The sequence below is a fragment of the Frankia sp. AiPa1 genome (assembly GCF_023243075.1).
Lineage (GTDB): Bacteria > Actinomycetota > Actinomycetes > Frankiales > Frankiaceae > Frankia.
Window position 1 is genome coordinate 51,133 of the sequence record NZ_JALKFZ020000142.1, and the last position, 26,203, is coordinate 77,335.

The window sequence follows — 26,203 nt, forward strand, 5'->3', positions numbered from 1 at the left end:
ATCTGGCGACCGCCATACTCGAGGGCGCCGACAGCCGCCCAGGACGCCCATACCCGCGAGCTCGGCACCTATCAGCATGTCGGTCGGGTAGCAGATGACGATGGCCGAGCCTGACTGCCCGGCTCCGCAACAGGCAGCCGCTGGAGCGGCTGGTCGTTCAAGAGACCGGTCGGATAGCACGGCCAGAGAGCTCACCGCTGGCGCGCTGGTCAGGCGTCAAGCCTCAAGCGTCAAGCGTCAAGCGTCAAGCGAGCCTCACCGACGTCCGGATGCTGTGCCCCCGGCCGCGCACCGGTCGTACCGGGTCAGGACTCCGGTCAGGCGGAACGTCCAGCTTCGGGCCGGACACCAGCCGGCCCGGGGCAACGCGGCCACTTCACCGGCCAGCTCGCGACTCTCGATATCGATGACGAACACGAGCAGCCCGCGCGGCGCAACGCGTCGCGCGTTGAGCTGAGTCGCCAAGGGGCTTACGGATCCGCCGAAGAAGATCGTGTCGGTCCGGGCAATCCGGGACGGTCCGTCCGTGAACCCGGATCGGCTCAGGCTGACGGGCGCGCCGGCGCGATGCGCGGACTGCACCGGCGGCAGATCAGCCGGGTCACGAGCTCCGTCGTCGCTGGCCTCCATCGCGTACAACCAGCCAGGACGGGCAAGGCGCCCGCCGACGGCCACGACATCGCCCGACCGTGCGGCCCGCCGGGTGGCAATCGCGGCGTCCACCATCAGGTCCAGGCCGCGCGTACGGTCGCGATGATCCCAGACCAGCCGGGCACCGGCAGTGGAGTTCGCCGCGAGCAGTGCGCCGGAACCGAGGAGCGCGAGCAGGGCAGCAGCCGCCAGGGCGAGGCCGGGCAGCGCGACGTGGGGCCGGCCGGCACGGGGCGGCGACGCGCCCCCGGGCAGCGTCGCACCGAGTCGGCTGATCGTCGGCGGGGGACTACTCGGGAAGGCACGCGCGGTCTCGGCCGGAAGAGGAACCGCGGAAGACCCAGACCGGGAGATAGGCACTGAATGTGACGGTTCGACTTCGAGTGTGGGTTTACTCGGGGTAGGGATGACGACGGTGGGGCCGTCAGCAACCGCCTCAGGCCCCTTGCCGGGGAATTCTCGGTTCACGACCAGCACAAGCCGTCGAATCACCCGCCCGAAGCCCACCATGACCACAACGACGATCATCGGAGCGATGAAGAGGTTCGTCCGGGTCGGGCCGAAGGGCCAGTACCGCCCGGCGCTCGCCCCGAGCATCATCAGTTCCGCACCGCCGAGCGCCGCCAGGAGCTGCCGCCCGTCCGGCCGACGGGCAAGAGTCCGCGTCCCGACCGCGGCGCCGCCGAGGATCACGAGCGCGAGCAACACAGTCAGCAGCGGGCCGGACGCTCCGAGGGGGACGGAGCCATGCACAAGACTCGGGTCGAAACGGTCGATGCCCGGCGGGGAGCCGGTGAGAGTGAAGCGGATCTGCTCGGCGATGAACCGCAGCGCGGCGAAGGGGCCTCGGCCGGCCAGGAACTGCTGATCCCAGTAGACGCCGTTGCGTTGGCTGGACTGGTGGGCAACGAAGACCACCGTGTGCACGCCGACGAGTGCCAGGGCGGGTAGGCACTCGAGTAGACGCGCACGGCGGCGTGGACCTCGCCACAGATCCAGCGCCGACAGCGGCGCGATCACGAAGATCCCGGGAACGGAGAACAAGGCGACAAGGCCGGCCGCCGTCCGCCGGACCAGGCGTGCCGCCTTCACACCTTCGGCGTCCCGTCCCGCTGGCACTCGTGCCTGGGGACCCCGGTCCGCCCCTTCCCGTGGCGGCGGGCCCGGCTGGTCGGTCCGCGGGGCGGTGGGCGCGGCGGTCAGAGAGGCCGGCGCGGCGGTCGGAAGGTGGTCTCCCGCCCACAGGATGAGGATGACGGCGGACGCCAACGTCTCGAGCGCGTAGGGCTTGAGCTGGGTCGCCAGGTCAAGAAAAGTCGAGTTCAGACAGATCCAGCCGGCGGCGAGGACAGCTGTGACCGCCCCGGCATAGCGACTGGCCACAAGCACGATGGCCACGCCGAGCAGGGGTACCGCAAGGAAACCAGGTAGCCGCAGCGACCAGCTGTGCCAGCCGAACGCGTCCCCGAACAGCCGGGTCACGCCGAGCCAGCCGAGCGCGGACGGGGTGTTCGCCACCCCGAGCTCGGCCCACAACGACCTGGCGGGTTCGCTGACCACATGGGCCCGCCAGATCTCGTCATACCAGAAGGGCCGGATCAGGTAGTCCCGCAGCAGGCACAGCACGCCGACGAGGACCGCGGCGACGGCACCGGCGGCGAGCGCTGCCGCGCGCCGGGAACAACGGTCCCGCACGGCGGCCGTCAGTCGAGCAGGATGACGACCCGCCTGCTGGGCTCCTCACCCTCGGACTCGCTGTGGACACCGTCGATCTCGGCGACGACGTCATGGACGACTTTGCGTTCGAACGGGGTCATCGGCGCAAGCGTCTCGGATTTGCCCTGTTCGAGGGCCTGTTGTGCTGCCTTCGTGGCGATGTGGCGGAGCTCGACACGCCGCCGGGCCCGATGGCCACCGACGTCCAGCATCAGCCGGCTACGGCCGCCGGTCTTCTGCAGGACGGCGAGCCGGGTGAGTTCCTGCAGTGCCTCGAGCGTCTCGCCGCCGTTCCCGATCAGCTTGTCCAGCCCGTCGCCGACCACGGCCACCACCGCCCGGCCGCTCTCGACGTCCAGATCGAGGTCACCATCCATGTCGATGATGTCCAGCAGGCCCTCGATGTAGTCGGCGGCGACCTCGCCCTCCTGCTCGAGATCGGCGATGCGTCGTTCCTGCGTGCTGAACTCACCCTCGGATGAGGCGTGCTCGTCGGTGACTCCGGCTCCATCCACAGCCAGGTCGGGTGCCGAACCGGTCATCAGTGCTTCTCCAGGGGAACGGGGGGCGGCGGAGCCGAGATTACGGGATGCCCCCGCCCGATAACGTAATCGGGGTGTCGGGCGAGAGTCTCCCCGGGGCCAAGCCGACCTCGCCCGGGCGCGGGTCCGGCCACCGGCCCGGTCAACGGCGCCCGCCGGGCCGCTTGCCCTTGCCGCGTTTCTTGGCTGGTCGAGAGCCGCCGACCTGGCGGCGCACACCTGCCGGCACCGGTGCGGGCCGCCCGGTGCTCTCCGCGGACGCACCGGGCGCCGACGGATCGCTTCCATTGTCGGCCGTGTGTGCCGCCGCCGCTCGCCCAGACTGCTTCGACCGGCCCCCGCCCGATCTCGCCGAGGGATTCGCCGAGCGGCCAGTCGTGCCGGCCGTCGGAGCCTCCCCGCTGGTCGTGGCAGCGGACGCCGCCGGCGCCTGCGGGTCCGTCGAACTCGTCGCGCCATCAGCCGCGGCCGCGGAGCCCGCGGCTCCCTTCGCCGTGCGCGCGGAGCCGCTACGGGAACGGGTGCCGGGAGGAGCCGTCGAGGACACCTGTCCGGACTTCGCCGCCGCACCGGAGGACGCCGCGGCGCTACCGGTTGCCTTGGTAAGACTGGTTGCACCGGCACCGGCACCGGCACCGGACGCCTTGGGACGGTTCTTCGACTTGGCACCCGCCCGCACGCCGGGTGCCGGTCGAGCCGGGGTCGCTGCCTCGGCGTCGCCGGACGCACGCGCACCCGCAAGGCGACCGCCAGCCGTCAGCGGCTTGACCGGAGGCATCTTCTTGATCACGAAGAACTGCTGCCCCATGCTCCACAGGTTCGTGGTCAACCAGTAGAGCAGCACCGCGATCGGGAACCGGAAGCCGAACACGGCGAGCATGATCGGCGAACCATAGAGCAGGATCTTCTGGACCAGTGCCTGCTGCGGATCCACCGGGCCGTTGCGGCTCATGATCTGCCGCTGGGTCAGGTAGGTCGTGCAGCTCATCAACACAATCAGGATGACCGCGAGGATCCTGACATGAGTGGTGTTGATGTTGAGCAGCTCGACCAGCTTGGAGTCCGAGTTGAAGGAGCTCGCCAAAGAGATGCCGGCCACCTTGGCCGAGGCAATCTGCTCGACCTGGGTGGCGGAGAGCCCGACCCGGGGTTTCCACTGCCCGTTGATCGGCGCCAGGTGGGTGAAGACGTGGAACAGCGAGATGAACAACGGGATCTGCAGCACGATGGGCAGGCAGCCGAGCAGCGGATTGCCGTGCTCCTTCTGCAGCGCCATGATCTCCTGCTGCATACGGGGCTTGTCATGCCCGTACTTCTCCCGGATCTCCTTGATCCGGGGCTGCATCATCTGCATCGTGCGCTGTGACTTCACCTGCTTGACGAACAGCGGGAAGATCAGCAGGCGCACGCAGACGACGAGCAGGACAACCGAGAAGGCCCAGCCGAAGAAGCTGTCCTCACCGAAGATCGGCCCGAAGCCCTTGTGGAAGAAGACGATCGCGTTCGCGGCAAGATGATAAAGGGGATCCAGCAACGTTCCTACTCCTCACGCCCACGGTCCGCGACCGGAACTGACGATCTCGGCCCGCGTCCCCTCACTCGGCGGACGGCCGCGCCCGCGGGGCGACGCTTCGGTACCGGGCGCATCGACGTGCGCCACCCTTCTGGGCTCGCGAACGACCCGCAACCCGGCGATGGTTCCCACCGCGTGGTCGCAGCTGGTCCCACCATCGGCGGGAGATCATCTGACTCGCTGTCGGCTCCCGGGTCATACCGGCCACCCCGCCCCGGAGCCGGGCCCCCGGGTACCGGGTCATACCCACCGGCCGACAGCGGCTGGCAGCGCAGCAGACGAACGAGCGCGAGCGCTGCGCCGCGCACCGCTCCGTGGCGGCACACGGCCTCCAACGCGTAGGCGCTACAGGACGGCTCGAATCGGCACATGCCCGCGTTGCGGCCGGACAGCGCCATCCGGTACAGCCGAACCAGGCAAGCGCACGCCCAGGCCAGCGGCCCTCGCACTGCTCCGGTGGAGGTACGGGCCAGCTGGGGCAGCCGGCAACCGACCGGCCGGCTGGCCAGAAGCAGGTCGACGGCCGCGGCCACGAGCAGGGCCACGGCGGCACCAGACCATCCCGTCACGGGGTACCACCACCCACGGAGGGCACGGCCCGCGCCAACGCGTCGTCCAGGGCCCGGCCAAGCCGGTCGGAGCTGGCGGTGGCGGCGTCCGGCAGTGCACGCACCACAAGCATGGTCCCCGGCGGGAGCTGAGCCAACCGGACCCGCATCTGCTCACGGAGCCTGCGTCGCACCTGGTTGCGCACAACAGCCTTACCCACCCGGCGACCGACGACAAAACCAGCCCGCGGCTGATCTCCACTGGTTGTCCACAGGCTGTGGACAACCAGTGGGCCGGAACGCGTCCGTCGGCCCGCGGAGCCCACACGGGAATGCTCAACCCTCGTCCGGACACGGGAACCCGCGGGAAGCATGATCAACCAAGGGGCGGCAGGAACCCGCCGTCAGGCGGAGAGTTCGCTGCGGCCCTTGCGTCGGCGGGCGGAGACGATGGCACGACCGGCACGGGTCCGCATCCGCAGCCGGAACCCGTGCGTGCGGGCCCGCCGACGGTTGTTCGGCTGGAAGGTGCGCTTGCTCACGTGAGAACTCCGTCTGCAGGGTGGACGCGGGCGGTGATCTTCGCAGCCGCGGGGACGGACCTCCACACGGCCCGCATTGGCACATCCCACGACAAACGAAGCGGTCTAACACCGCGGTTCGACCTAGCGTACACATGCCGACGCCCACGCTGGCCCGCCGGCCGGATCCGCGCGGGCGAGCTCAACCACCCGCGCCCCACGCAGCCGGTCGAATCAGTAACTGCTGGCAAGCAAATGCCACGGCATCCGTCGAGGCCCGTGGGCCGAGTCGCTGGCCGACCGTACCGATGAGCAGCGGTCGCCATACCGACGGCGCCGGCACGGCGGGTGCGCCGACACCTTACGATCCAGAGGGCAACATGACGCATACGCGGGCGCCGGACCATGCGAGATCGGCCCGGACGCGTGCTCCCTAGCTTCACACCTAGCCCCTGACCTGTGGAAAACGCCTGCGGAGAAGGCGATCGTCGCGGCTGCGCGGCGGCCGGCGACCAGGGCCGGGAGCGACGGTCCTCTCGCGAGGTCGGCGTCCGGTACGCCGCACCGGAGGCCCTACGACGGCCATGCACAGGTTGTGGACGACCATGTGGAGAACCATCGGGACGACGTCTCTCCGCCGCCGCCGGACCGGGACTACAGGAGTTTCCGCGGCCTACCCGCCCACAGGTGGGACAGCACGACTCGCAAACCGTACCGAACTGCCCGAGGAGCCCCCGTGTCCAACTCCAGCGCCGACTCCGTCGCCGGTCTGCCATTCGGGGACGAACCGGCGGGTGATCCGGATCTGGCCGCGGTCTGGCGCCAGGCAGTCTCCGGGGTCGCGGACGGCGCGCTGTCCGCCCAGCAGCGGGCCTGGCTGCGGCTGACCCGCCCGCTTGGCCTTGTGCAGGACACGGCGCTGCTCGCCGCGCCCAACGAGTTCACCAAGGAACTCCTTGACTCGCGGCTTCGCCCATTCTTGTCCACAGCTCTGTCCACAGCTTATGGACGTGAGATCCGGGTCGCGGTCACCGTCGAGCACCTGCCCGACCCGGAGCCGATGAGCGGCCCCATTCGGATCATCCGACCAGGGGAGAGCGGCCCCGAGTCCCTGCCTGCCGCTGGCACGGCGCTCGGAAGCGGCTCGCGAGGTGGTAGATCCGATGCCGGCCGGGGCGGTCCGGACGCGGGTCAGGCCGAGCGGGGCGGACGCCGGGCGGGCGGCGGACCATCGTCGTCCGCGCCGGTCAACGGCGAGCTGCCCTTCCCCGACTCGGCATCACCCGGCTCGACGCCGTCAGGTCCGGCAGCACCCGACTCGGTGTCATCCCACCCGGTGCCTGAGCCCCTGCCGGCGATGCGGGTGGGGGCGGGCCTCGGCCGGGAGGCGCCGGCAGCCGAGACCGAACCGGCCCAGGCCAGGCTCAACCCGCGGTACATCTTCGAGACGTTCGTCATCGGCGACAGCAACCGGTTCCCGCACGCGGCGGCAGTGGCCGTCGCCGAGGCACCGGCGAAGGCCTACAACCCGCTGTTCATCTATGGCGACTCGGGGCTCGGCAAAACACACCTGCTGCACGCGATCGGCCACTACGCCCTGAAGCTCTACCCGAACACCCGGGTGAAGTACGTGAGCTCCGAGGAGTTCACCAACGACTTCATCAACTCGATCCGAGACGATCGCCAGCAGGCCTTCCAGCGCCGCTACCGGGACGTCGACGTCCTGCTCGTCGACGACATCCAGTTCCTGGAGAACAAGGAGCGGACGCAGGAGGAGTTCTTCCACACCTTCAACGTCCTGCACGACGGCGAGAAGCAGATCGTCATCAGCTCCGACCGTTCCCCCAAGCAACTCTCCGCACTCGAGGACCGGCTGCGGAGCCGGTTCGAGTGGGGCCTGATGACCGACATCACCCCGCCCGACCTCGAGACGCGCATCGCGATTCTGTCCAAGAAGGCCGCTACCGAGCGGCTTCCGGTGCCGCCGGATGTTCTCGAGTACATCGCGACGCACATCGAGCGCAACATCCGTGAGCTCGAAGGGGCGCTGATCCGGGTCGCGGCGTTCGCGAGCCTGAACAAGTCCCATGTGGACCGCACCCTCGCCGAGATCGTGCTGCGCGACCTGATCCCCGATGCCGGCAACCCCGACATCACCGCCGTTGAGATCATGAACGCCACCGCGGCTTACTTCGGCGTCTCGATGGACGACCTGTGCGGCACCTCTCGCAGCCGGGTTCTGGTGACTGCCCGGCAGATCGCCATGTACCTGTGCCGCGAGCTCACCGACCTGTCGCTGCCCAAAATCGGCCAGCACTTCGGTGGACGTGACCACACCACCGTCATGCACGCGGACCGTAAGATCCGCGGCCTCATGGCCGAGCGACGCGCGATCTACAACCAGGTCACCGAGCTCACCAACCGGATCCGCCTGCAGGCCCGCCAGCCCTGACTGGCTCCGGCCAGACCCTGACACACCCGGCGAGGGCCTGATCCGGATTCGTCCGGCTGCGCGCGTTTCCTCCCGAACCACCTCTGGCCGCCCGAGTCGGCAGAGCCACTCGTGACGTCGGCCCTTTCCGACTGCGCGGCCAGTCGTCGGGGAACCGGACCGTGTCCACGGGCCGCGCGGTATCCCCACCCGCGCGGTATCCCCACCCGCCGACCGAATCCGGCGCCTCGCAGATGTCGCCCAGTAGGCCTCGGCGGCCGGGTGAGGCCGCTCGGGCTCGCGGTGCGACGGAACGGGAGAACCGTCGGGCTCACATAGTGGCTCCACCCACAGCTTGTGGAAAACCTTGTGGACAGCTGCGGGGCGAACCGGTGGAAGAGGTGTGGGCAGCCTGTGGACAACCTCGGGAGAGCCTGTGGAGGGACGCAGTGGTCCCTGGGGACGGCGTCCGAGCATGTGGATATCCACTGGCTGAGTCCACAGCGATCCCCACAGGTTTTGCACCGGCCTCCTAGGGCTCTGACCTGCGAAAACGCGAGTTATCCCCAGAATCCACAGCCCCTACTACCACCACTTTAAAAATCAATTTTTCAATGATCAAGAACTGCAAGTACTAGGGGGTGTGGACAACTCGCTCTCGATCTTGAGCGACTGGCGATCATGGATTCGGCTCGCGGTCGAACGCTTGCCGCTCGGCACTGGTAGGCCGACGCTGTGGGCTCCCGCAGGCCCCGCGAACCGGCGCCGGCCGCCCGTCGGTGTCGGCTGGCACTCTGGGATGCTGATCGGTGTTCCCAACGGGATGACTCCGAACGCCGGCGGGGACGACAGGAGGGGCTAACCATGAAGTTCCGGGTGGAACGGGACGAATTCACCGAGGCGGTCGCCTGGACCGCTCGCACGCTGCCGAGCCGGCCGACCACTCAGCTGCAGGTGCTGTCGGGGCTCCTTCTCGACGCCACCGGGCCGATGCTGAAGGTCGCCGCCTACGACTACGAGGTGGCCGCCCAGAGCACCGTGCACGCGACCGTGGAAGAGGAGGGGCGGGGGCTCGTCAACGGCAAGCTGCTCGCCGAGATCACCCGGGCCCTGCCCGCCGCTCCGGTCGACCTGTCCGTGGACGGGACCAGGCTCGTCCTCACCTGTGGGAACGCGCGGTTCGCGCTGCCGATGCTTCCCGTCGACGACTACCCCACGCTTCCGGCCATGCCACCGATCACCGGCCGCATCGAAGGATCGGCCTTTGCGGCCGCGGTCGCGCAGGTGGCGATCGCCGCGGGCCGAGACGACACCCTCCCGGTCCTCACCGGGGTGCGGATCGAGATCGAGGGGGACAGCCTCACCCTCGCAGCCACCGACCGCTACCGACTCGCGGTGCGCACGCTGAAGTGGCGGCCCGCCGCCGAGTTTGACGAGACGGCCGAGGGCGCGGCGCCGACGGCGGTGGCGCTGGTGCCGGCGCGCACACTGCTGGACACGGCGAAGTCGCTGTCCGGCTCCGGGGTGGAGGTCTCGATCGCGCTGGGCGCCGGCCCGTCCGGTGAGACGCTGGCCGGGTTCGCGGGCTCCACCCGGCAGACCACCACCCGGCTGCTTGAGGGCCAGTTCCCACCGTTTCGCAAGCTGCTGCCGGACAGCTCCCCATTGATCGCCCAGTTGGAGATCGCGCCGCTGCAGGAGGCCGTCCGACGGGTGGCGCTGGTCGCGGCGAAGACGGCGCCGGTACAGCTGTCGTTCTCACCGGACCATCTGGTGCTCGAGGCCGGCACCGGCGGTGAGGCCCAGGCCACCGAGACGCTGCCGGTCAACTACGACGGGCCGGAGCTCGCGGTCGCGTTCAACCCGTCTTACCTGCTGGACGCGCTCGGGGCGCTGGAGTCCGACGTCGTGCGGATCGGGTTCGCCAGCGCCGAGGACCCCACCGTCGCAGCGAACAAGCCGGCGATCCTCACCGGCAAGGTGGCCGACGAGGACAGCGGCGAGCTCCCCGACTACCGGTATCTGCTGATGCCGATCCGGCTCAACGGGTGACGTGCATCTCACCCATCTGTCCCTCGTCGATTTCCGGTCCTACCCGGCACTTGATCTGACGCTGGGTCCTGGGGTGGTCACGTTCGTTGGCAGCAACGGGCAGGGCAAGACGAACCTGCTCGAGGCGATCAGTTACGTTGCGAATCTATCCAGTCACCGAGTGACCGCCGACGCTGCCCTGGTCCGTGAGGGCGCGGAGCGCGCGATCGTGCGGGCTCGGATCGTCCGGGGGGACCGGGCCGCGCTCGTCGAGCTGGAGATCGTGCCGGGCCGGGCGAACCGGGCCCGGCTGAACCGGGCGCCGGTACAGCGCGCCCGCGACGTCCTGGGCCTGCTGTGCACCGTCCTGTTCGCGCCGGAGGATCTCGCCCTGGTCAAGGGGGATCCGGCTGGGCGACGGCAGTTCCTCGACGATCTGCTCGTCGCCCGTGCTCCGCGGATGGCCGCGGTGCTGACCGACTATGACCGGGTGGTCCGGCAACGCTCCACCCTGCTGCGCACCGCGGGGGCGGCCCGGCGCGCCGGCGGCCGCGGCGACCTGCGCACTCTGGACGTCTGGGATGGCTACCTCGCCGCCCACGGCGCCGAGGTGCTCGCTGCCCGGCTGGCCCTGATCGAGGCGCTGCGGCCTGCGGTCGCCTCCGCCTACAAGGCTGTCGCCGGTGAGGGCGTGCCCGTCGCTCTCGAGTACCGCAGCGACATCGAGTACCGCGAGGACATCGCGTTCGACACCGGCGCCGAGTCGGGCGGCGCCGCCGCCGCACTGCCACCGGACACCGCACTACCCCCCGATGCCGGCTCATCTGGATCGCGGGCGCCTGCGATCCGTCCGGATCTGCCCGCCGACGTGCCAGCGAGCCAGCCGCGGCTGCCCGACCGAGCCCGGCTGGCCGAGGCGATCCTCGCGGCACTCGCCGCCGCACGGCACCGCGAGATCGAACGTGGGATGACGCTGGTCGGACCGCATCGCGACGACCTGCTGCTGTCCGTCAACGGCCGGCCCGCCCGGGGGTATGCCAGCCATGGCGAGTCCTGGTCACTGGCGCTCGCCCTGCGGCTCGCCTCGTTCGAGCTGCTGCGCGCCGACGACCGCGAGCCGGTCCTGTTGCTTGACGACGTCTTCGCCGAGTTGGACGCGCGGCGCCGCGCCAGGCTCGCCGAGCTGGTCGCTCCCGCGGAACAGGTGCTGGTGACGGCTGCCGTCGAGGCCGACGTGCCGGCGGAGCTTGCGGGTATCCGCTACCTGGTCGCGGATGGGGGGGTCCGACGTGCCGACTGACGGTCCACCCGCGGGCGACCCATCCGCAGACGGCCCGCGCGGTGCTGATCTTGCCCGGCAGGTGCTGGCCCAGGCCAAGCGGGATGCCCGCGAACGTGCCCGTGGCCGGCGTCCGGTTGTCGAGGGCAGGGGAGACCGTGGGGCCGCCGGGCCTGGCTCCGCCGCCCCGCTCGCCGGCTCGCTGGACGAGTCCGCCGGCGCCGGCGGCGTGGGCGATACCGATCATCCCGGTAGGTCGGGTGGTCCCGGCGGGCTCGGGCTCGCCGGCTCGGGCCGCCGCCGACCCGAGGGGGACGACGATCAGCCCGCGCGCCGACCGCAGTTGCCAGGGATCGCCCGCCCTGGCCGGCAGTGGCGTGAGCCGGTGGCCTTTGGCGCCGCGGTTACCCGGCTGCTCGCCGCCCGCGGTTGGCGGGACCAGGCTGCGGACGCGAGTGTGCTCAGTCGATGGGACGTCATCGTCGGGCCGGACATCGCCGAGCACTGCACTCCGGCGTCCCTGCGCGACGGCCACCTCGAGCTCGTCGCCGAGTCGACGGCGTGGGCCACCCAGATGCGGATGCTGTCCACGCAGATCCTCGCGACCCTGCGGCGGGAACTGGGCCCGCAGGTCGTCCAGCGGATCACCGTGCGTGGCCCGACGGCTCCGTCCTGGAAGCACGGCCCGATCCGTACCTCCGGCCGCGGCCCTCGTGACACCTACGGCTGATCCACCCCCGCGCAGTCCACGTATGATCCGCCGGGCCCGATGATCTCGCACGGCTCGTCTCGTGACGGCGTGGAAGGCCGCGATGCGCCGGTCGGGTAGGGGGGTTCACCATCCCCCCGCTCGCGGCGCTGTGTCTGCGTGAGGGGTCGCCCTGCGTCCGCTATGACGGGTTGCCAGGTAGACTGGTGGATACTTCCGTCCAGAGCGAGGGGACCCACCGCGTGGCCTACGACGCTAGTTCGATCAAGGTTCTCGAAGGCCTCGACGCGGTCCGTAAGCGTCCGGGTATGTACATCGGCTCCACGGGGGAGCGCGGGCTCCACCATCTCGTCTACGAGGTGGTGGACAACGCGGTGGACGAGGCGCTCGCCGGGTACTGCGACACGATCTCCGTGACTCTGCTCGCCGACGGTGGCGTGCGCGTCATCGACAACGGTCGGGGCATTCCCGTCGGCATGCACCCGGTGAAGAAGGTGCCGACGGTCGAGCTGGTGCTCACCACCCTGCACGCGGGCGGCAAGTTCGACGGGAAGTCGTACGCGGTTTCCGGCGGCCTGCACGGCGTCGGCGTCAGCGTTGTGAACGCCCTGTCCACCCGGCTCGACGTGGAGATCCAGGTGGAGGGCCACGTCTGGTTCCAGCCGTATGTGGCCAGCCGCCCGGCGAAGCCGCTGGTGAAGACCGGTCCGTCGAAGAAGACCGGCACCTCGGTCACGTTCTGGGCGGACCCCGAGATCTTCGAGACCACCGAGTACAAGTACGAGACGCTTACCCGGCGCCTACAGGAGATGGCCTTCCTCAACAAAGGCCTGTCGATCACGCTGGCGGACGAGCGTGGCGAGGAGCGGGTCGAGGTCACCTACCAGTACGACAACGGCCTGGTCGACTTCGTCGCGCACCTGAACGCCACCAAGGACACCATCCACCGCAGCGTGATCTCGCTGGAGTCGAAGGGCACCGGCATCGAGGCCGAGCTCGCCATGCAGTGGAACGGCGGCTACTCGGAGTCGGTCTACACCTTCGCCAACGCGATCAACACGCATGAGGGCGGCACCCACGAGGAGGGCTTCCGTGCGGCGCTCACCAGCGCCGTCAACGCCTACGCCAAGGACCAGAACCTGCTCAAGCCGGTCAAGGCGGGCGCCCGCGGCGGCGACGAGCGGCTCTCCGGCGACGACATCCGTGAGGGCCTGACCGCGATCATCTCGGTGAAGCTCACCCAGCCCCAGTTCGAGGGTCAGACGAAGACCAAGCTCGGCAACACCGAGGCGAAGAAGTTCGTCCAGGAGATGTGCTACTCCGCGCTCAAGGACTGGTTCGAGGTCAACCGGACCGAGGCCCGGGCGATCGTCAGCAAGGCACTGGACGCGCAGCGGGCCCGCATCGCCGCCCGCCAGGCCCGTGACCTGACCCGGCGCAAGGGCCTGCTCGGCGGCACGGGGCTGCCCGGCAAGCTCTCCGACTGCCAGTACACCGACCCGGAGCGCTGCGAGCTGTACATCGTCGAGGGTGACTCGGCGGGCGGCTCGGCCAAGGGCGGGCGGGACTCGAAGTTCCAGGCCATCCTTCCGCTGCGCGGGAAGATCCTCAACGTCGAGAAGGCACGCATCGACCGGGTGCTGAAGAACACCGAGGTCCAGGCGCTCATCCAGGCGCTGGGCACCGGCATCCATGATGACTTCGACATCAGCAAGCTGCGCTATCACAAGATCGTGCTGATGGCCGACGCCGACGTCGACGGCCAGCACATCCGTACCCTGCTGCTCACGCTGCTGTTCCGGTTCATGCGCCCGCTGGTGGAAGCGGGGCACGTCTTCCTCGCCCAGCCGCCGCTCTACAAGATCAAATGGGGGCGGGAGGACTGGGAGTACGCCTACTCCGACCGCGAGCGCGACGGCCTGCTCCAGCAGGGGGTGGAGTCCGGGCGCAAGCTGCCCAAGGACGCCATCCAGCGGTTCAAGGGCCTCGGCGAGATGAACGCGACCGAGCTGTGGGACACCACCATGGACCCGGACCGACGCATCCTGTTGCAGATCACCCTGGACGACGCGGCCGTCGCCGACGAGCTGTTCTCGGTGCTCATGGGTGAGGATGTCGACGCCCGTCGCAGCTTCATCCAGCGCAACGCCAAGGACGTGCGTTTCCTGGACATCTAGCCGCCCGGCTCGCCCGCGAGCCCGCCGCGGCTCGTCCGCGAGCACCCTGACGACTGATCCCTCTTGCCCTGGAAGGACCCCGTGGTCGACGTCCTACCGCCGCCCCCCGGCGACCGCATCGAACCCATCGGCATCGAAGTCGAGATGCAGCGGTCGTATCTCGACTACGCCATGTCGGTCATCGTCGGGCGCGCGCTGCCCGAGATCCGGGACGGGCTCAAGCCCGTCCACCGCCGGGTCCTGTACGCCATGTACGACGGTGGTTACCGCCCCGACCGCGGGTACTTCAAGTGCTCCCGCGTCGTCGGGGACGTCATGGGTAACTACCACCCCCATGGTGACTCGGCGATCTACGACACGCTCGTCCGGCTCGCGCAGAGCTGGTCGCTGCGCTACCCGCTGGTCGACGGTAACGGCAACTTCGGCTCCCCCGGCAACGACCCGCCCGCGGCCATGCGGTACACCGAGGCTCGCATGGCCGCGTTGGCCATGGAGATGCTGCGCGACATCGACCAGGAGACCGTCGACTTCGCGCCCAACTACGACGGCCGTTCCCAGGAACCGCTGGTGCTGCCCAGCCGCTTCCCGAACCTGCTGGTCAACGGCGCGGGCGGCATCGCGGTCGGGATGGCGACGAACATCCCGCCGCACAACCTGCGCGAGGTCGCCAGCGGCGTGCGGTGGGCGCTCGACCACCCGGACGCCAGTGACGAAGAGCTGCTCGAGGCGCTCATCGGCCTGATCAAGGGCCCGGACTTCCCCACCCACGGTCTCGTCGTCGGGCGCAGCGGCATCGAGGATGCCTACCGCACCGGCCGCGGCAGCATCCGGATGCGTGCCGTGGTCAACGTCGAGGAGAACAAGGGCCGCACCCAGCTCGTCGTCACCGAGCTGCCCTATCAGGTCAACCCGGACAACCTCGCCGAGAAGATCGCCGAGCTGGTCCGCGACAACAAGGTCACCGGCATCGCGGACGTCCGGGACGAGACCTCGGCCCGCATCGGCCAGCGGCTGGTCATCGACCTCAAGCGGGACGCCGTCGCCAAGGTCGTGCTGAACAACCTGTACAAGCACACCCAGCTGCAGGACACCTTCGGCGTCAACATGCTGGCGATCGTCGACGGGGTGCCGCGCACGCTGCGCCTGGACCAGATGGTCCGCTACTACGTCGAACACCAGGTGGACGTCATCGTCCGCCGCACCCGCTACCAGCTGCGCAAGGCCCGCGAGCGGCTGCACGTCCTCGACGGTCTGCTCATCGCGCTCGATCATCTGGACGAGGTCATCGCCCTCATCCGCAACGCGGAGTCGGCGGATGCCGCCCGCGGACAGCTGATGGAGCGCTTCACGCTCTCCGAGATCCAGGCCACCGCGATCCTGGACATGCAGCTGCGCCGCCTGGCCGCCCTCGAACGGCAACGGATCATCGACGAGGCCGCGGAGCTGCGGGCTCGGATCTCCGAGCTCGAGGCGATCCTGGCCTCCACGGCCCGGCAGCGGGAGATCATCGGCGAGGAGCTCGCCGAGATCGTCGAGAAGTTCGGCGACGAGCGACGCACCCGGCTGGTGCCCTTCGAAGGCGACATGTCCATCGAGGACCTCATCGCCCGCGAGGACATCGTCGTCACCGTCACCCGCGGCGGCTACGCCAAGCGCACCAAGACCGACCTGTACCGCTCGCAGCGCCGTGGCGGCAAGGGCGTGCAGGGCGCCGCCCTGCGCGAGGACGACATCGTCGAGCACTTCTTCGTCACCACCACCCACCACTGGCTGCTGTTCTTCACGAACAAGGGACGGGTGTACCGGGCGAAGGCACACGAGCTGCCCGAGCAGGCCCGTTCGGCCAAGGGGCAGCACGTCGCGAACATCCTCGCCTTCGGCCAGGACGAGCGGATCGCCGAGGTCATGGCGATCGAGGACTACGACGCCGCGCCGTACCTGGTGCTCGCCACCAAACGCGGCCTGTGCAAGAAGACCTCGCTGCGCGACTTCGACTCCAACCGGTCCGGCGGCCTGGTCGCCATCAACCTGCGCGACGACGACGAGTTGATCTCCGCCCGTCTGGTCGCCCCCGGCGACGATCTGCTGCTGGTCAGCCGCAACGCCCAGTCGATCCGCTTCCACGCCGACGACGAACAGCTGCGGCCCATGGGCCGGGCCACCTCCGGCGTGATCGGCATGCGCTTCGACGCCGAGGACGAGCTGCTGTCCATGGATGTCGTCGTTCCCGGCACCACCGCCGACCTGCTGGTGGCCACCTCCGGCGGCTACGCCAAGCGGACGCCGCTGGCCGAGTACCCGGTGCAGGGCCGCGGCGGCAAGGGCGTGCTCACCGCTAAGATCGTCTCAACCCGTGGCGGCCTGGTCGGCGCGCTGGTCGTCGAACCGGACGACCAGCTCTACGCGATCGCGTCCAACGGGGGTGTGTTGCGCACCGTCGCCCAGGACGTCCGGCGGGCGCAGCGGCAGACCATGGGCGTGCGCCTCATCGATCTGGAATCCGGTGTGCAGGTCGTCGGGGTGGCACGTAATGCTGAAGTGGAGGACACCGACACCAGCGACGGTTCCCTGGCCCAGGACGGCTGAGGCCCACAAGTCCCGGACCGTGGAGATCGGCGCCGGGTGACGGCGGTCCGCGTCGGGATGCCGGCCCCGTCACCTCGGGGATGTGGTGTCGCGATGATGCGGTCCAGCGGGCATGGGCCGCGCATGAGCGGCGTGCGTTGCCCAGAAGCGAACCGGGAGTGGGTCCGTGAGCGACAGTCAGGACGACCGGCCTGCCCGGCCGGCAGCCCAGCACGGCACTGTTCCTGCCACTGAGACAGGGACACAGCCACCGCAGCGCTCCCGCCGGGCGGCAGGCGGCGAGCCCCGCGATGGCGCGGATGGCGCGGATAGCGCCGGACCGGCCGGCGTCGGGCCTCGTCCGGCCGGCTCCAGCGGTACCGGACCTCGTCGGGCCGGTGATGACGAGACGATGCTGATGCCCGTCAGCAGGGGCTCCGGGACGTCCCCGGCGGTACCGGCGGACGGCTCCGACGGCACGGAGGGCTCGCATCGTCCCGGCAGCTCGGGGGCAGCGCAACCGGGTGGGTCCGGGGCTGTCCGCAACCCGGAGGCATTCAGCGCAAGCCCGTTCTTCCAGCGTCCGGGCCGGACGGCGGCAGACGACCCGGGCCCGGACGATCCGGAGGATCGATCCGTTCCGAGTGGTCAGGCCGGTCGACGACGGGACGCTCCCGGCGGTGCGGCCGGAGCTGAAGCCGCGGCCGGAACCGCGGCTGGAGCCGCAGCCGGGGCGCAGCGGGCCAAGGGTAGCGATCGGTCCTTGGGGAAGGACCGGGACACACGATCAGGCATGGCCGAGGGGGACGGCGAGGCTACGATGGTGGACGGGAGTTCCAGCGGATCGAGCGGATCCGGCAACTCGGGAAACCAGGGCGGTTCGCGGACGGGCGGTTCACGCGGTGACGAGCCGCGGACGGCCAAGGCTGCCTCGTCATGGACCCCGCCCGGGGTGTCGCCGCCGTCCTCGTCTTCGGCCTCCCCCTCGAGCGGCACGACGGACGGGGGTCCGGCGGGGTCCAGCCGTGCCTCGTCCTTCCCCGATCCCTCCGTATCGGGATCCCCGAACTCGGGGCCGCAGCGCTCGGCGCCGACGTCGGCTACCCGCAAACTCGATGCCGCCGCCGTATCGTCGCCGACGAAGCCCTTCGGAACAGCGTCCTCCGGGATCGACCGATCCGCCGCGGGCCTGCCCAGCGCCCGCACCGAGCCCCCGGCCGAGCGGACCAGGGACCGGGACGGTGACACCATGTCCCTGGTCCGTCCGCCCTCCACGACGAGGAGTCGTACGACGAAGCCCGACAGCACGCGCGGCACACCGTCGCGGGGGGCCGCCCCCGATGGGGCCCGGCCGGTCTCGCCAGCGCGAGGGCGCCCAGCGACGTCGGCTGCGACGACCGCATACGACCGGCCGATCAGCGCCCCGGCATCGGCAGGCACCTCGACGTCCGGTGCCCCATCCGGCTCCGGCACGGCCTCCGGCGCCGGCCCTGGCGTCGGTACCGCGTCCGCTTCCGGTCGCGGTAGCAGCGCCGCCACCGCCGGCCCCGGCAGTCCGATGACCACCACGTCCCCGGACGCCTTGGCCCACCCGTTCGACACCGACCCCGACGACCACCGATCTGCCACGGCGACGCGCTCAGGCGGCTCCGGCGCAGGCCGGCCCGGTTCCGGCGGAGCCCGCCCACCGGGGGCCGGCCGGCGGGCGAAGCTACGGCTGACCAAGGTCAACCCAATCACGGTGACCCGCCTGAGCTTCGCCTTCTCGCTGTGCGTCTTCGTCGTCCTGTTGGTCGCCGTCGCTGTGCTCTGGTTCGTCCTGAACTCGATCGGCGTGTTCGACAGCGTCAGCGAGGCGGCGGACACCCTGACCGACAGCAGCGCCCACGATGTGCGCGGCTGGCTGTCCTTCGGCCGGGCCATGGAGATCAGCCTGCTCATCGGCGCGATCAATGTGATCCTCATGACCGCGCTGACCACCCTCGGTGCCCTGCTCTACAACCTCTGCGCCGAGATGATCGGGGGCATCGAGATCACCCTGAGCGACCAATAGCGCAAACGGGGCGGCGCCGGCACCCACGCCGGCACCGCCATCCTGTATGGTTGCAGTCGTTGCCCGGACCTATAGCTCAGTCGGTTAGAGCGCTTCCCTGATAAGGAAGAGGCCGGTGGTTCAAGTCCACCTAGGTCCACGCGCTGGATTCCGCTGTTCGTCGCCCTTTGGGCGCCTTCCCGGCAGCCGCGATGCTGGTCGGGGGGACGACCCCCCGAGCCCCCGGATGTGGCGTGGCAGCCTCCTAAGATCGTTATGGGGCTGGCGGTGTGGCCAAAGCGGTCAGGCGTCCTCGTCAGTGAGGCCGGCCGCGTCGTCCGCCTTCTCGTCGTAAACCATCGCCGTACGACATCAGACGATCGCTCTCAAGTAACAAACACGGGAGCCGCTGGCCAGCGGCCACCGGCCGGACGCCTGTAGCCAACGGTGTAGCCAAGCCGGCGGACGTCCACAGACAGGAGCGGCCGGCCGCAGAACCAGCACCAAGATCCTTTGGTGAAAGCTACCCTCTGTAGTCGTGAGATCGTGGGAAAGATCCAAGTAGGTCGCTGTGGGCAGGTTTGTGTCCGATTTGCCCCCCACGACGACCTGCGAAGCCGGATCTTGCCTGACGGGCCATCGCACGGCGTAGCAAGGGTGGGATTTGGGTCCATCCGCGGCGGCTTGGGCGCGCTGAATGTGCTTGGGTCGTCGGGCGGGTCGCACTCTTGCGGTGGATGGCTGGATAGCTGCGGGCATTCGGTGGCTCGGTCAGTGGCTGCGAAGATCTCTGGAGAACCGACTGGAATCGGACAGAACGGCCCGGCGGGGCAGCGGGCTGTCGACCAGGAGGTCGTATCGGCGTCGTGGTGTACCGGCCTCGGCGGCGGTGCCATCTCTGTCGGCGTCACAAGGGTTGTCATGCGTATTGACTTCTTCGGAGGTCATCGGGGGAATTCGACGGAAGCGGTCCCCGTAAGGGCGTGGACCGGGTCCTTCTGGAGCGGCAGATAGCGGCGCGTCCTGCGGTCTGGGTTCTATTCCTGCTGGCCGGGCCGCCTGCCGGGGAGTGATGGTGGGGGGCTGTTCCCAAGGGGGTGTCAGAACGATCCAACCGGCTCGGGTGAGATACGCCAGATCGGCCAGGACGGGGTAGAGCCCACGACCCACGGCGAAAGCGAGGTCGCGGCTGGTCCGACGCGTGTTCACTCGGGCGAGCAGGGTGATATGGGCTGCCGCCGACGGCATCTGGCCGGGTTCGGGCGCGGGCCGCGGGCGGGTCTGTGCGGTCAGGCCCAGGTCGGCGCGCCACCGGTCGGCGGCGGCCAGCAGCCGACGCGTCTCCCGCACGGCCCAGCCGACCTCGATCGCCGGCTGCGCGGGCAGCAACGGTGGTGCGGGCAGCTCGGACAGACGACCCGCCGGGACCCGGGCGATCTCGACGGGTGCCGGTCCGGCCAGGGCGAACAGCGCGTCCATCACCGCGGTGCGGGCGAGGACCTGCACCCCGGCACGCCCCATCAGACCACGTTCGACCAGCACATCCGGCAGTCGGCCAGCGGGCGCCGCGGCGGCGTGGGCGGCCGTCCACGCCCGTTCGGTCACCCGGCCGGAGCGCAGCAGCAGGGTCTGCGGGCCGGGCGCGGCGGACGTGACGGCTTCGATGATCAGTCCATCTTGGAGGGTCACCCGTCCGGGTGCCTCTCCGCGAACCCGCAGGCTGCCGGTGAAGGCGACGTCGGCACACGCGACCAGTTCGGCCAACAGACCGTCCGCGCCGGACGGTCCGACGGCATCGCCAGGTTCGAGCGCGTCGTTCGAGTCGGAGCCGTCGTTCGAGTCGGAGCCGATGCCCGATCCCGCGGCCATGGTCGTCATGCCGGTGCTGATGTTCGGGATGGACGAGAGGTGGCTGACCTCTGCTCGAGGGGGCTCGTCGGTCGAGGCGATACGGCCCCGCATGATGTCCGTCTCATTGGCCATGGTGATATCCCCGGTGTCACAGTTCGTATCGGCAAAGGTATGGTCGCTCTGTCCACACGATATGCCGGCGGTCTGGGTCGGATTATCGGGAGCCTGGCGACGGAACTGCGCCATCCGGTCATCGGGTTGAGGAGAGCAGCATGGACATCGAGACCGCCCTCAAAGAAGCAATGCGGGTCGACGGCGCGATCGGTGTCTCACTCGTCGACGGTGAGAGCGGAATGATGCTTGGTTCCGGCGGCGGAGGTCGGGAATTCGACCTGGAGGTGGCATCGGCGGGCAACACCGAGCTGGTGCGGGCAAAAATCCGCACCCTCGATGTGCTGGGAATCAAGGAGGGGATTGAGGATATTCTCATCACCCTCGACCGGCAGTATCACCTCATCCGGCTGCTGGATCAGGCCGAAGGCACGCTTTTCCTCTACCTGGTACTGGATCGGTCGCGGGCGAACCTCGCGCTAGCCCGGCACAGCCTGCGACTCGTCGCCCGCGCACTTGACCTGTGAGCGATCCCGCCCATCTGGGCGGTTTGGCAATACCTGGTCAGCCATGGCGCGTGATCAGTTGTCGATCTACCCGACGGTTGCGGTATGCCTGGGCGTACCCGGTTATCCACAGGACCTGGCCGGGTGCATGGAAGGAGCCTCGATGGCCACCAGCACGATCTCCGATTCGGTATTGGCCGAGCTACGCAGCCTGCGCGAGCATGTCTGCGGCGTGACCGGAACCGTCGTGGCGGCTGCCGACGGCCTGCTGTTCTGCACGGACACGGAGGGGGTGCGGGCGGAAGTGGTCGCCGCGATGGCGGCCGCCGCACTGGGCCTCGGCCGGTCGACCAGCCAGGAGGTCGGGCTGGGCTCGCTACGCGAGGTGGTCGTTCGCTGCGAGGGCGGCCACGTCGTCGTCTACGCCGTCGGCATGACCAGACTGCTGGTCGTCCTCGGCGACGAGGGTCTGGACCTCGAGCGTCTGCATCTGTGTTCGCGGGAGGCTGTGAACCGCATCGGCGAGGTTTTCGCGGCCTGAGTTCCTCGCGGATGTCCTGGTGGGCTGGCTGCGCGCCGCGTGGCACCGCCAGCGCGGCTCGGCGCCACCAGCATCGTTGACGCTGTCGGGTGCGTACCCGAGGGGCAGGGCCGGGCTCGGCGCGGATGGTCGGAGTCGGGCCCGCGGATGGGCACCGTGGCGAGCCTGTGGATAACTCCGGCTGGTCTGCGGATATGCGCTGGTGGGGACGGTGGGGGACGAGGCCATTCCCGAATCGGGGTGGCCGTGTCTGACCTGTTCGGGCGATGCGGCGGACCGGATCGTGTGATCGAATGAGCCGGTGATGGCGTGTTCGTTGTGCGACCATGAGTGGTCACATCATCATGGATCGGGAAGTTTGTCGCCTTGGGTGACATGCACATTTGGCTCAGTGAGCTGTCCCTGTCGGCGCACCGTCGAGGAAGCCCACGCCGAGATGGTGCAGGCGGCGGGCACGGAACAGGCGGCGGGCACGGGGCATTCGGTGGGCGGCGGGGAGTCCGCGGGGGCGGAGGCGGTTGGCGGAGTGGAGCAGACCGCCGGCGTCCGGCAGGCCGGTGGCACAGCACGGATGGGTGCGGTGCCCGCGATGTGTGCCACCTGTGGGCAGCGTCCCGCCGAGGACACCCAGTGCCGGCCTTGCCGCGAGGATAGGCAGCAACGCGCGGAGCAGGAGTTCGCGGCGTGGTGGGAACAGGTGCGGCGCGGCCGACGTACCGATCACGGGCCGTCGCACCTGCCGTCCGGCGTTCTGCCAAGCTCATAGCACTGCACGGCGAAGGATCGATCGGTGGCGGCCCGAACTGACCGCCACGCGGGCGGCCGGGCCGGCTCGGTGCTGGTGGTGTCGACCGTCGGCGCGGACCGCCGGTCGGATGAAAGGAGAAGCTCGCCATGGCCTCGCGCACCGGACGGACGAACGCGCTGAACGAGCAGCGTGACCTGCGGGTCCGAGTGATGGGAGAGCCGGTGGACAGCTATCCGGCGTACGCGCCTCAGGCGGCGCGGGGAAACGTCCGGCGGATCACTGTCGTCGGCGAACCGATCCTGCACCGCCCTTGCCGCCCGGTCACCGAGTTCGCCACCCCCGAGCTCGCCTCGCTCATCGACGACATGTTCGCCTCCATGTACGTCGCCGAGGGCGTGGGGCTGGCCGCGAACCAGATCGACGTGGATGCCGCCCTGTTCGTCTACGACTGCACGGACGACGACGGTGTCCGCCATGTGGGCCACATCGCCAACCCCGTCCTGGAGGAGCCCGACCCCGCGCAGCGGCGCTTGGACAAGGGCGACGAGGGCTGTCTGTCGGTGCCAGGTGCCACCATGGAGGTCGCCCGGCTGGAACGCGCCGCCGTGCGCGGCCAGGACCAGAACGGCGCGCCGCTGCGGCTGGAGGGCACCGGCTACTTCGCCCGCTGCCTGCAGCACGAGACCGACCATCTCGGCGGCAACCTCTACATCGACCGGCTGTCCAGCCGGGGCCGGCGCAAGGCACTCAAGGAGATGGAGGAGCGCCAGGAGGAGGTTTTCGCCCGCCGCGCCGAGCTTGGGGCGGCCCGCCAGTCAGCCGGCTAGGTTGGAACCGTCGCCCCTGCCGGGCTCGGCAGGCCGGGCGACGGATGGTGTTCCGGGCGGCGGGCAGTCGGGGAAGGCGGCCCTGTCCTGAGCGGCGGTCCCACTCCGGGTGGCGGTCCTGGCCCGGGTGGTAGTGGCGGGCGGATGCGCGGATGATGCGCGGGCGACGAAGGGGAGTGTGCCGTGGACGCGGCGTTGCGGGAGCTGGCCGAGGCGGCAACGGGGTTCATGCCTCCCGACGAAGGGGCGAGCTTGTACAAGGCCGCCGCCGGAGTACCGGCCGGTGGCCTGATCCTCGAGGTCGGCACCTACTGCGGCAAGTCCACCCTGTACCTGGCGGCGGGCGCGCGGACCGCCAGTGCCAGGGTGGTCACCGTTGACCATCATCGGGGCTCGGAGGAGAACCAGCCGGGTTGGGAGTACCACGACAGCTCGCTGGTCGACCCCCGCACCGGCCGGATGGACACCTTGCCGTACCTGCGCCGGACCCTGGAGAACGCCCACGTCGAAGACGTCGTGACGGCGGTCATCGGCCGTTCCGAGCAGGTCGGACGGTGGTGGACCACGCCGGTCGGGCTGCTGTTCCTCGACGGCGGGCACACCGAGGCGCAGGCCCAGGCCGACTACGAGGCGTGGGCCGGGCATGTCGCCCCCGGCGGGGCGCTGCTCATCCACGATGTGTTCCCCGACCCGGCCGACGGCGGCCAGGCCCCGTACCACGTGTTGCTACGCGCCCTGGACGAGGGATTTCGGGAGGAGTCGGTGACCGGCTCGTTGCGGGTGCTACGCCGCGTCGACTGACGGGCAGCCGCACGCCCCGACGAGCCCCAGAGCCGGCAGGTCGGTTGCCAGCAGGCCGGCCGCGGACAGCTCGCCTGTGGACAGCTCGCCCGTGGACAGAGCGTCCGATGCGTGGCCGGCCCCGGACAGGCCGGCCGCGGCGGCCAGATCGGCCGTGGCCACGGCGGGTGACGTCGGCAGGGAGAGGGCCATCGACAGGTCGTCACCGCGGAACAGCCGGTCCGTGACCCCGCCGGCCAGTGCGTCGACCGCGAGGATCACCGCCGCCCCGGTCCAGGTGGACTGCTCCACCGGCCAGAACACCTGGTCGGCGAACTGCCAGCCCGTCCAGTACCCGCCGCCCTCATGGCGCAGCCGCTGCATGTCGGCGACCAGCCGGGTCGCCGCCTCCGTCTCGCCCACCATATGCAGGGCGATCGCCAGCTCGCAGGTCTCGGCGCCGGTCACCCAGGGTTCGTCGGACACGCACCGTGCACCGAGGCCGTCGACGACGAAGGTCTCCCAGCGGGAGGCAAGGCGGGCTCGACCGGTGGAGCCGCGCAGCGCCCCACCGAGGACCGGGTAGTACCAGTCCATCGACCAGCGGTCCTTCGACACGAAGTACTCGGGATGGGCGACCAGGGCATGGTGCAGAGCGCCGACGGCCCGTGCCCACCGCGGCACCACTGTGCTGGCGAGCGCGCCGTCGGCCAGGGTGCTGTCGACGACCGCGGCCAGCGCGATCCCGCACCGCAGGCTGTGCAGGGTGCTGGCGCAGCCGGTGACCAGTGCCTCGGGGTAGTGGGCACCGTCGGTGGATCGTGCCCACCAGACCTGGCCGCTCGGCGCCTGCAGATTCACGACGAAGTCGAGGGCGCGACGCACCACCGGCCAGATCTCGGCGAGGAAGACCTCGTCACGGTAGATCATCCAGCGGTGCAGAGCGGCCGCGGCGACATAGGCGCACTGGTTGCTGTCGACGAAGTCCTCGCGGACGGCACCGCCGATGTAGCTCGTCGCCCAGGACCCGTCGGCTCGCTGGTTGCGGCGCAGCCAGCCCCAGGCGGCGTCGGCGGCATCGACCTGACCGTGCAGGTCGAGCGCCATCGCACACTCCAGATGATCCCAGGCGTCGGTGTGCCCGCCCGGGTACCAGGGGATCGCGCCATCCGGTTCCTGGACCGCGGCGATCGCCTTCGCGGTCGCGGTGAGCGCCTCGGAATCCAGCACCGGAGCAGGCTCAACGGGCCGCACGGGTCGCCTCCTGTGTCGATGAGGTCGGGGGGTGGCTCGGCGGGGCCAGGGGCTTGCGCAGGTACAGCACCACGCTCTTGCCGAGCACCGGGTTGAGGGCCCGCTCGGCGACCCGCGTGACGCGAGGGCTGCGCATCATGTCCCACACCAGCAGCCGGTGGTACAGCCGCGTCGCCGGATGGTCGTCGTTGTGGACACCGACGAGACAACGCAGCCACCAGTACGGCGAGTGCAACGCGTGGGCGAAGTGCGTGTCGACGGGTTCCAGCCCGACAGCCGTCAGCCGCTCCCGCAGTTCGGCCTGCCGATAGATACGCACGTGCCCGCCAGGCACCGAGTGGTACGCCGACGACAGGCTCCAGCACACCTGCTCGGGGAGCCGGTTGGGCACGGTGACGGCGATCCAGCCACCCGGTCGCACGACCCGGGCGATCTCGGCCATCGCCGCCGTGTCGGCTGGCAGATGCTCGAGGATCTCCGCGGCGATGACCCGGTCGAAGGTGTCGTCCGCGAACGGCAGGGCCAGTGCGTCCCCGCGTACCGCGGCGGAGCGTCCCGACGGGGGAGCATCACCCTCCAGTGCCAAGGCGCCGAGCATCGCGCGGACGGCGCTCACGTCGGTGAACGAGTAGTCGAGCGCGACCACCTCAGCGCCGCGCCGGAACGCCTCGAAGGTGTGCCGCCCCCCGCCACAGCCGAGGTCGAGCAGCCGGCAGCCCTCGGGCACGGGAAAACGATCGAAGTCAACGGTAAGCATGGCGGCCGGTCAGCCGGTCGGAGTGGACGAGCCGGGCAGCGCCGCCGTCGACG

The 26,203-nt window shown here is 70.0% G+C and carries 22 protein-coding genes and 1 tRNA gene; 12 read left to right on the forward strand and 11 right to left on the reverse strand.

Translation table 11 applies throughout. From position 1 onward, the window contains the following. Nucleotides 1–255: 255 nt before the first annotated feature. The 6 genes from MXD95_RS15975 to rpmH form a co-directional block, all read right to left on the reverse strand. Nucleotides 256–2,346 (reverse strand): hypothetical protein, encoded by a 2,091-nt coding sequence (locus MXD95_RS15975; protein ID WP_250641416.1) that lies wholly within the window; start codon nucleotides 2,344–2,346, stop codon nucleotides 256–258. A gap of 8 nt (nucleotides 2,347–2,354) precedes the next feature. Beyond that, nucleotides 2,355–2,909 (reverse strand): Jag family protein, encoded by a 555-nt coding sequence (locus tag MXD95_RS15980; protein ID WP_250641417.1) that lies wholly within the window; start codon nucleotides 2,907–2,909, stop codon nucleotides 2,355–2,357. 142 nt (nucleotides 2,910–3,051) lie between these two features. After that, nucleotides 3,052–4,443, reverse strand: a complete 1,392-nt coding sequence (yidC, locus tag MXD95_RS15985; RefSeq protein WP_250641418.1) for a membrane protein insertase YidC — start codon at nucleotides 4,441–4,443, stop codon at nucleotides 3,052–3,054. 5 nt (nucleotides 4,444–4,448) lie between these two features. Next, entirely contained in the window at nucleotides 4,449–4,880 is a 432-nt protein-coding gene (yidD, locus tag MXD95_RS15990) for a membrane protein insertion efficiency factor YidD (protein ID WP_308301507.1), read from the reverse strand. Between the two features lie 167 nt (nucleotides 4,881–5,047). Next, nucleotides 5,048–5,404: a ribonuclease P protein component gene (gene rnpA / locus MXD95_RS15995; protein ID WP_250641419.1), complete on the reverse strand. Its 357-nt coding sequence runs from the start codon at nucleotides 5,402–5,404 to the stop codon at nucleotides 5,048–5,050. A 30-nt stretch (nucleotides 5,405–5,434) separates the two neighbouring features. Beyond that, nucleotides 5,435–5,572, reverse strand: a complete 138-nt coding sequence (gene rpmH, locus MXD95_RS16000) for a 50S ribosomal protein L34 (protein WP_250641420.1) — start codon at nucleotides 5,570–5,572, stop codon at nucleotides 5,435–5,437. A 715-nt stretch (nucleotides 5,573–6,287) separates the two neighbouring features. Between rpmH and dnaA the strand changes: the two genes are divergently transcribed. The 6 genes from dnaA (at nucleotide 6,288) to gyrA (ending at nucleotide 16,764) form a co-directional block, all read left to right on the forward strand. Next, nucleotides 6,288–8,003 carry a chromosomal replication initiator protein DnaA gene (dnaA, locus tag MXD95_RS16005; RefSeq protein ID WP_250641421.1) on the forward strand — a complete coding sequence of 572 codons (1,716 nt, stop codon included), beginning with the start codon at nucleotides 6,288–6,290 and terminating at the stop codon, nucleotides 8,001–8,003. Between the two features lie 843 nt (nucleotides 8,004–8,846). Then, nucleotides 8,847–10,034 carry a DNA polymerase III subunit beta gene (gene dnaN / locus MXD95_RS16010; RefSeq protein ID WP_250641422.1) on the forward strand — a complete coding sequence of 396 codons (1,188 nt, stop codon included), beginning with the start codon at nucleotides 8,847–8,849 and terminating at the stop codon, nucleotides 10,032–10,034. A 1-nt stretch (nucleotide 10,035) separates the two neighbouring features. Then, complete coding sequence (locus MXD95_RS16015; RefSeq protein WP_250641423.1) at nucleotides 10,036–11,313, forward strand: DNA replication/repair protein RecF; 1,278 nt, start codon at nucleotides 10,036–10,038, stop codon at nucleotides 11,311–11,313. After that, complete coding sequence (locus tag MXD95_RS16020) at nucleotides 11,303–12,022, forward strand: DciA family protein (RefSeq protein ID WP_250641424.1); 720 nt, start codon at nucleotides 11,303–11,305, stop codon at nucleotides 12,020–12,022. The genes MXD95_RS16015 and MXD95_RS16020 overlap by 11 nt, the downstream gene beginning before the upstream one ends. A 221-nt stretch (nucleotides 12,023–12,243) precedes the next feature. Beyond that, on the forward strand, nucleotides 12,244–14,178 hold the full coding sequence (gene gyrB, locus MXD95_RS16025) for a DNA topoisomerase (ATP-hydrolyzing) subunit B (RefSeq protein WP_250641425.1): 1,935 nt from the start codon (nucleotides 12,244–12,246) through the stop codon (nucleotides 14,176–14,178). Nucleotides 14,179–14,259: 81 nt separating this feature from the next. Further along, a complete protein-coding gene (gene gyrA, locus MXD95_RS16030; RefSeq protein WP_250641502.1) occupies nucleotides 14,260–16,764 on the forward strand; it encodes a DNA gyrase subunit A in 2,505 nt (834 codons plus the stop codon). 627 nt (nucleotides 16,765–17,391) lie between these two features. On the opposite strand, the gene MXD95_RS16035 is transcribed toward gyrA, so the two are convergent. Next, the gene (locus tag MXD95_RS16035) at nucleotides 17,392–18,312 is read right to left on the reverse strand and encodes a hypothetical protein (RefSeq protein WP_250641426.1); all 921 of its coding nucleotides are present in this window, start codon (nucleotides 18,310–18,312) and stop codon (nucleotides 17,392–17,394) included. On the opposite strand from MXD95_RS16035, the gene MXD95_RS16040 reads away from it, so the two are divergent. Both MXD95_RS16040 and MXD95_RS16045 read left to right on the forward strand, forming a co-directional pair. Continuing rightward, nucleotides 18,302–18,796, forward strand: coding sequence for a DUF3566 domain-containing protein (locus MXD95_RS16040; protein WP_250641427.1), 495 nt, complete (start codon nucleotides 18,302–18,304; stop codon nucleotides 18,794–18,796). The genes MXD95_RS16035 and MXD95_RS16040 overlap by 11 nt on opposite strands. A gap of 65 nt (nucleotides 18,797–18,861) precedes the next feature. Next, nucleotides 18,862–18,935: transfer RNA gene (locus MXD95_RS16045), tRNA-Ile, on the forward strand. Nucleotides 18,936–19,546: 611 nt separating this feature from the next. On the opposite strand, the gene MXD95_RS16050 is transcribed toward MXD95_RS16045, so the two are convergent. After that, complete coding sequence (locus MXD95_RS16050; RefSeq protein ID WP_250641428.1) at nucleotides 19,547–20,758, reverse strand: hypothetical protein; 1,212 nt, start codon at nucleotides 20,756–20,758, stop codon at nucleotides 19,547–19,549. A 140-nt stretch (nucleotides 20,759–20,898) separates the two neighbouring features. On the opposite strand from MXD95_RS16050, the gene MXD95_RS16055 reads away from it, so the two are divergent. Together MXD95_RS16055 and MXD95_RS16060 are read left to right on the forward strand one after the other, a co-directional pair. Next, nucleotides 20,899–21,264, forward strand: a complete 366-nt coding sequence (locus tag MXD95_RS16055) for a hypothetical protein (RefSeq protein WP_250641429.1) — start codon at nucleotides 20,899–20,901, stop codon at nucleotides 21,262–21,264. 142 nt (nucleotides 21,265–21,406) lie between these two features. Beyond that, nucleotides 21,407–21,784, forward strand: coding sequence for a roadblock/LC7 domain-containing protein (locus MXD95_RS16060; protein ID WP_250641430.1), 378 nt, complete (start codon nucleotides 21,407–21,409; stop codon nucleotides 21,782–21,784). A 388-nt stretch (nucleotides 21,785–22,172) separates the two neighbouring features. On the opposite strand, the gene MXD95_RS16065 is transcribed toward MXD95_RS16060, so the two are convergent. Then, nucleotides 22,173–22,508: a hypothetical protein gene (locus tag MXD95_RS16065; RefSeq protein ID WP_250641431.1), complete on the reverse strand. Its 336-nt coding sequence runs from the start codon at nucleotides 22,506–22,508 to the stop codon at nucleotides 22,173–22,175. Between the two features lie 170 nt (nucleotides 22,509–22,678). Here MXD95_RS16065 and def point away from each other — a divergent pair, with 170 nt between their 5' ends. Together def and MXD95_RS16075 are read left to right on the forward strand one after the other, a co-directional pair. After that, complete coding sequence (def, locus tag MXD95_RS16070; protein ID WP_250641432.1) at nucleotides 22,679–23,359, forward strand: peptide deformylase; 681 nt, start codon at nucleotides 22,679–22,681, stop codon at nucleotides 23,357–23,359. Between the two features lie 183 nt (nucleotides 23,360–23,542). Next, on the forward strand, nucleotides 23,543–24,160 hold the full coding sequence (locus MXD95_RS16075) for a class I SAM-dependent methyltransferase (RefSeq protein WP_250641433.1): 618 nt from the start codon (nucleotides 23,543–23,545) through the stop codon (nucleotides 24,158–24,160). Here MXD95_RS16075 and MXD95_RS16080 read toward each other — a convergent pair. Beyond that, complete coding sequence (locus tag MXD95_RS16080) at nucleotides 24,143–25,393, reverse strand: prenyltransferase/squalene oxidase repeat-containing protein (RefSeq protein WP_250641434.1); 1,251 nt, start codon at nucleotides 25,391–25,393, stop codon at nucleotides 24,143–24,145. The two genes, MXD95_RS16075 and MXD95_RS16080, sit on opposite strands and share 18 nt — an antisense overlap. Next, nucleotides 25,380–26,150 carry a class I SAM-dependent methyltransferase gene (locus MXD95_RS16085; RefSeq protein ID WP_250641435.1) on the reverse strand — a complete coding sequence of 257 codons (771 nt, stop codon included), beginning with the start codon at nucleotides 26,148–26,150 and terminating at the stop codon, nucleotides 25,380–25,382. Before MXD95_RS16085 ends, MXD95_RS16080 begins: the two co-directional genes overlap by 14 nt. Nucleotides 26,151–26,203: the final 53 nt, after the last annotated feature.

Bases quoted from the DNA above. Each gene is read 5' to 3' on its own strand.
- MXD95_RS15980 (WP_250641417.1), bottom strand. From the start codon at position 2,909: ATGACCGGTTCGGCACCCGACCTGGCTGTGGATGGAGCCGGAGTCACC.
- yidD (WP_308301507.1), bottom strand. From the start codon at position 4,880: ATGGCGCTGTCCGGCCGCAACGCGGGCATGTGCCGATTCGAGCCGTCC.
- rnpA (WP_250641419.1), bottom strand. From the start codon at position 5,404: ATGCTTCCCGCGGGTTCCCGTGTCCGGACGAGGGTTGAGCATTCCCGT.
- dnaN (WP_250641422.1), top strand. From the start codon at position 8,847: ATGAAGTTCCGGGTGGAACGGGACGAATTCACCGAGGCGGTCGCCTGG.
- MXD95_RS16040 (WP_250641427.1), top strand. From the start codon at position 18,302: ATGACCACCACGTCCCCGGACGCCTTGGCCCACCCGTTCGACACCGAC.
- MXD95_RS16050 (WP_250641428.1), bottom strand. From the start codon at position 20,758: ATGGCCAATGAGACGGACATCATGCGGGGCCGTATCGCCTCGACCGAC.
- MXD95_RS16055 (WP_250641429.1), top strand. From the start codon at position 20,899: ATGGACATCGAGACCGCCCTCAAAGAAGCAATGCGGGTCGACGGCGCG.
- MXD95_RS16060 (WP_250641430.1), top strand. From the start codon at position 21,407: ATGGCCACCAGCACGATCTCCGATTCGGTATTGGCCGAGCTACGCAGC.
- def (WP_250641432.1), top strand. From the start codon at position 22,679: ATGGCCTCGCGCACCGGACGGACGAACGCGCTGAACGAGCAGCGTGAC.
- MXD95_RS16085 (WP_250641435.1), bottom strand. From the start codon at position 26,150: ATGCTTACCGTTGACTTCGATCGTTTTCCCGTGCCCGAGGGCTGCCGG.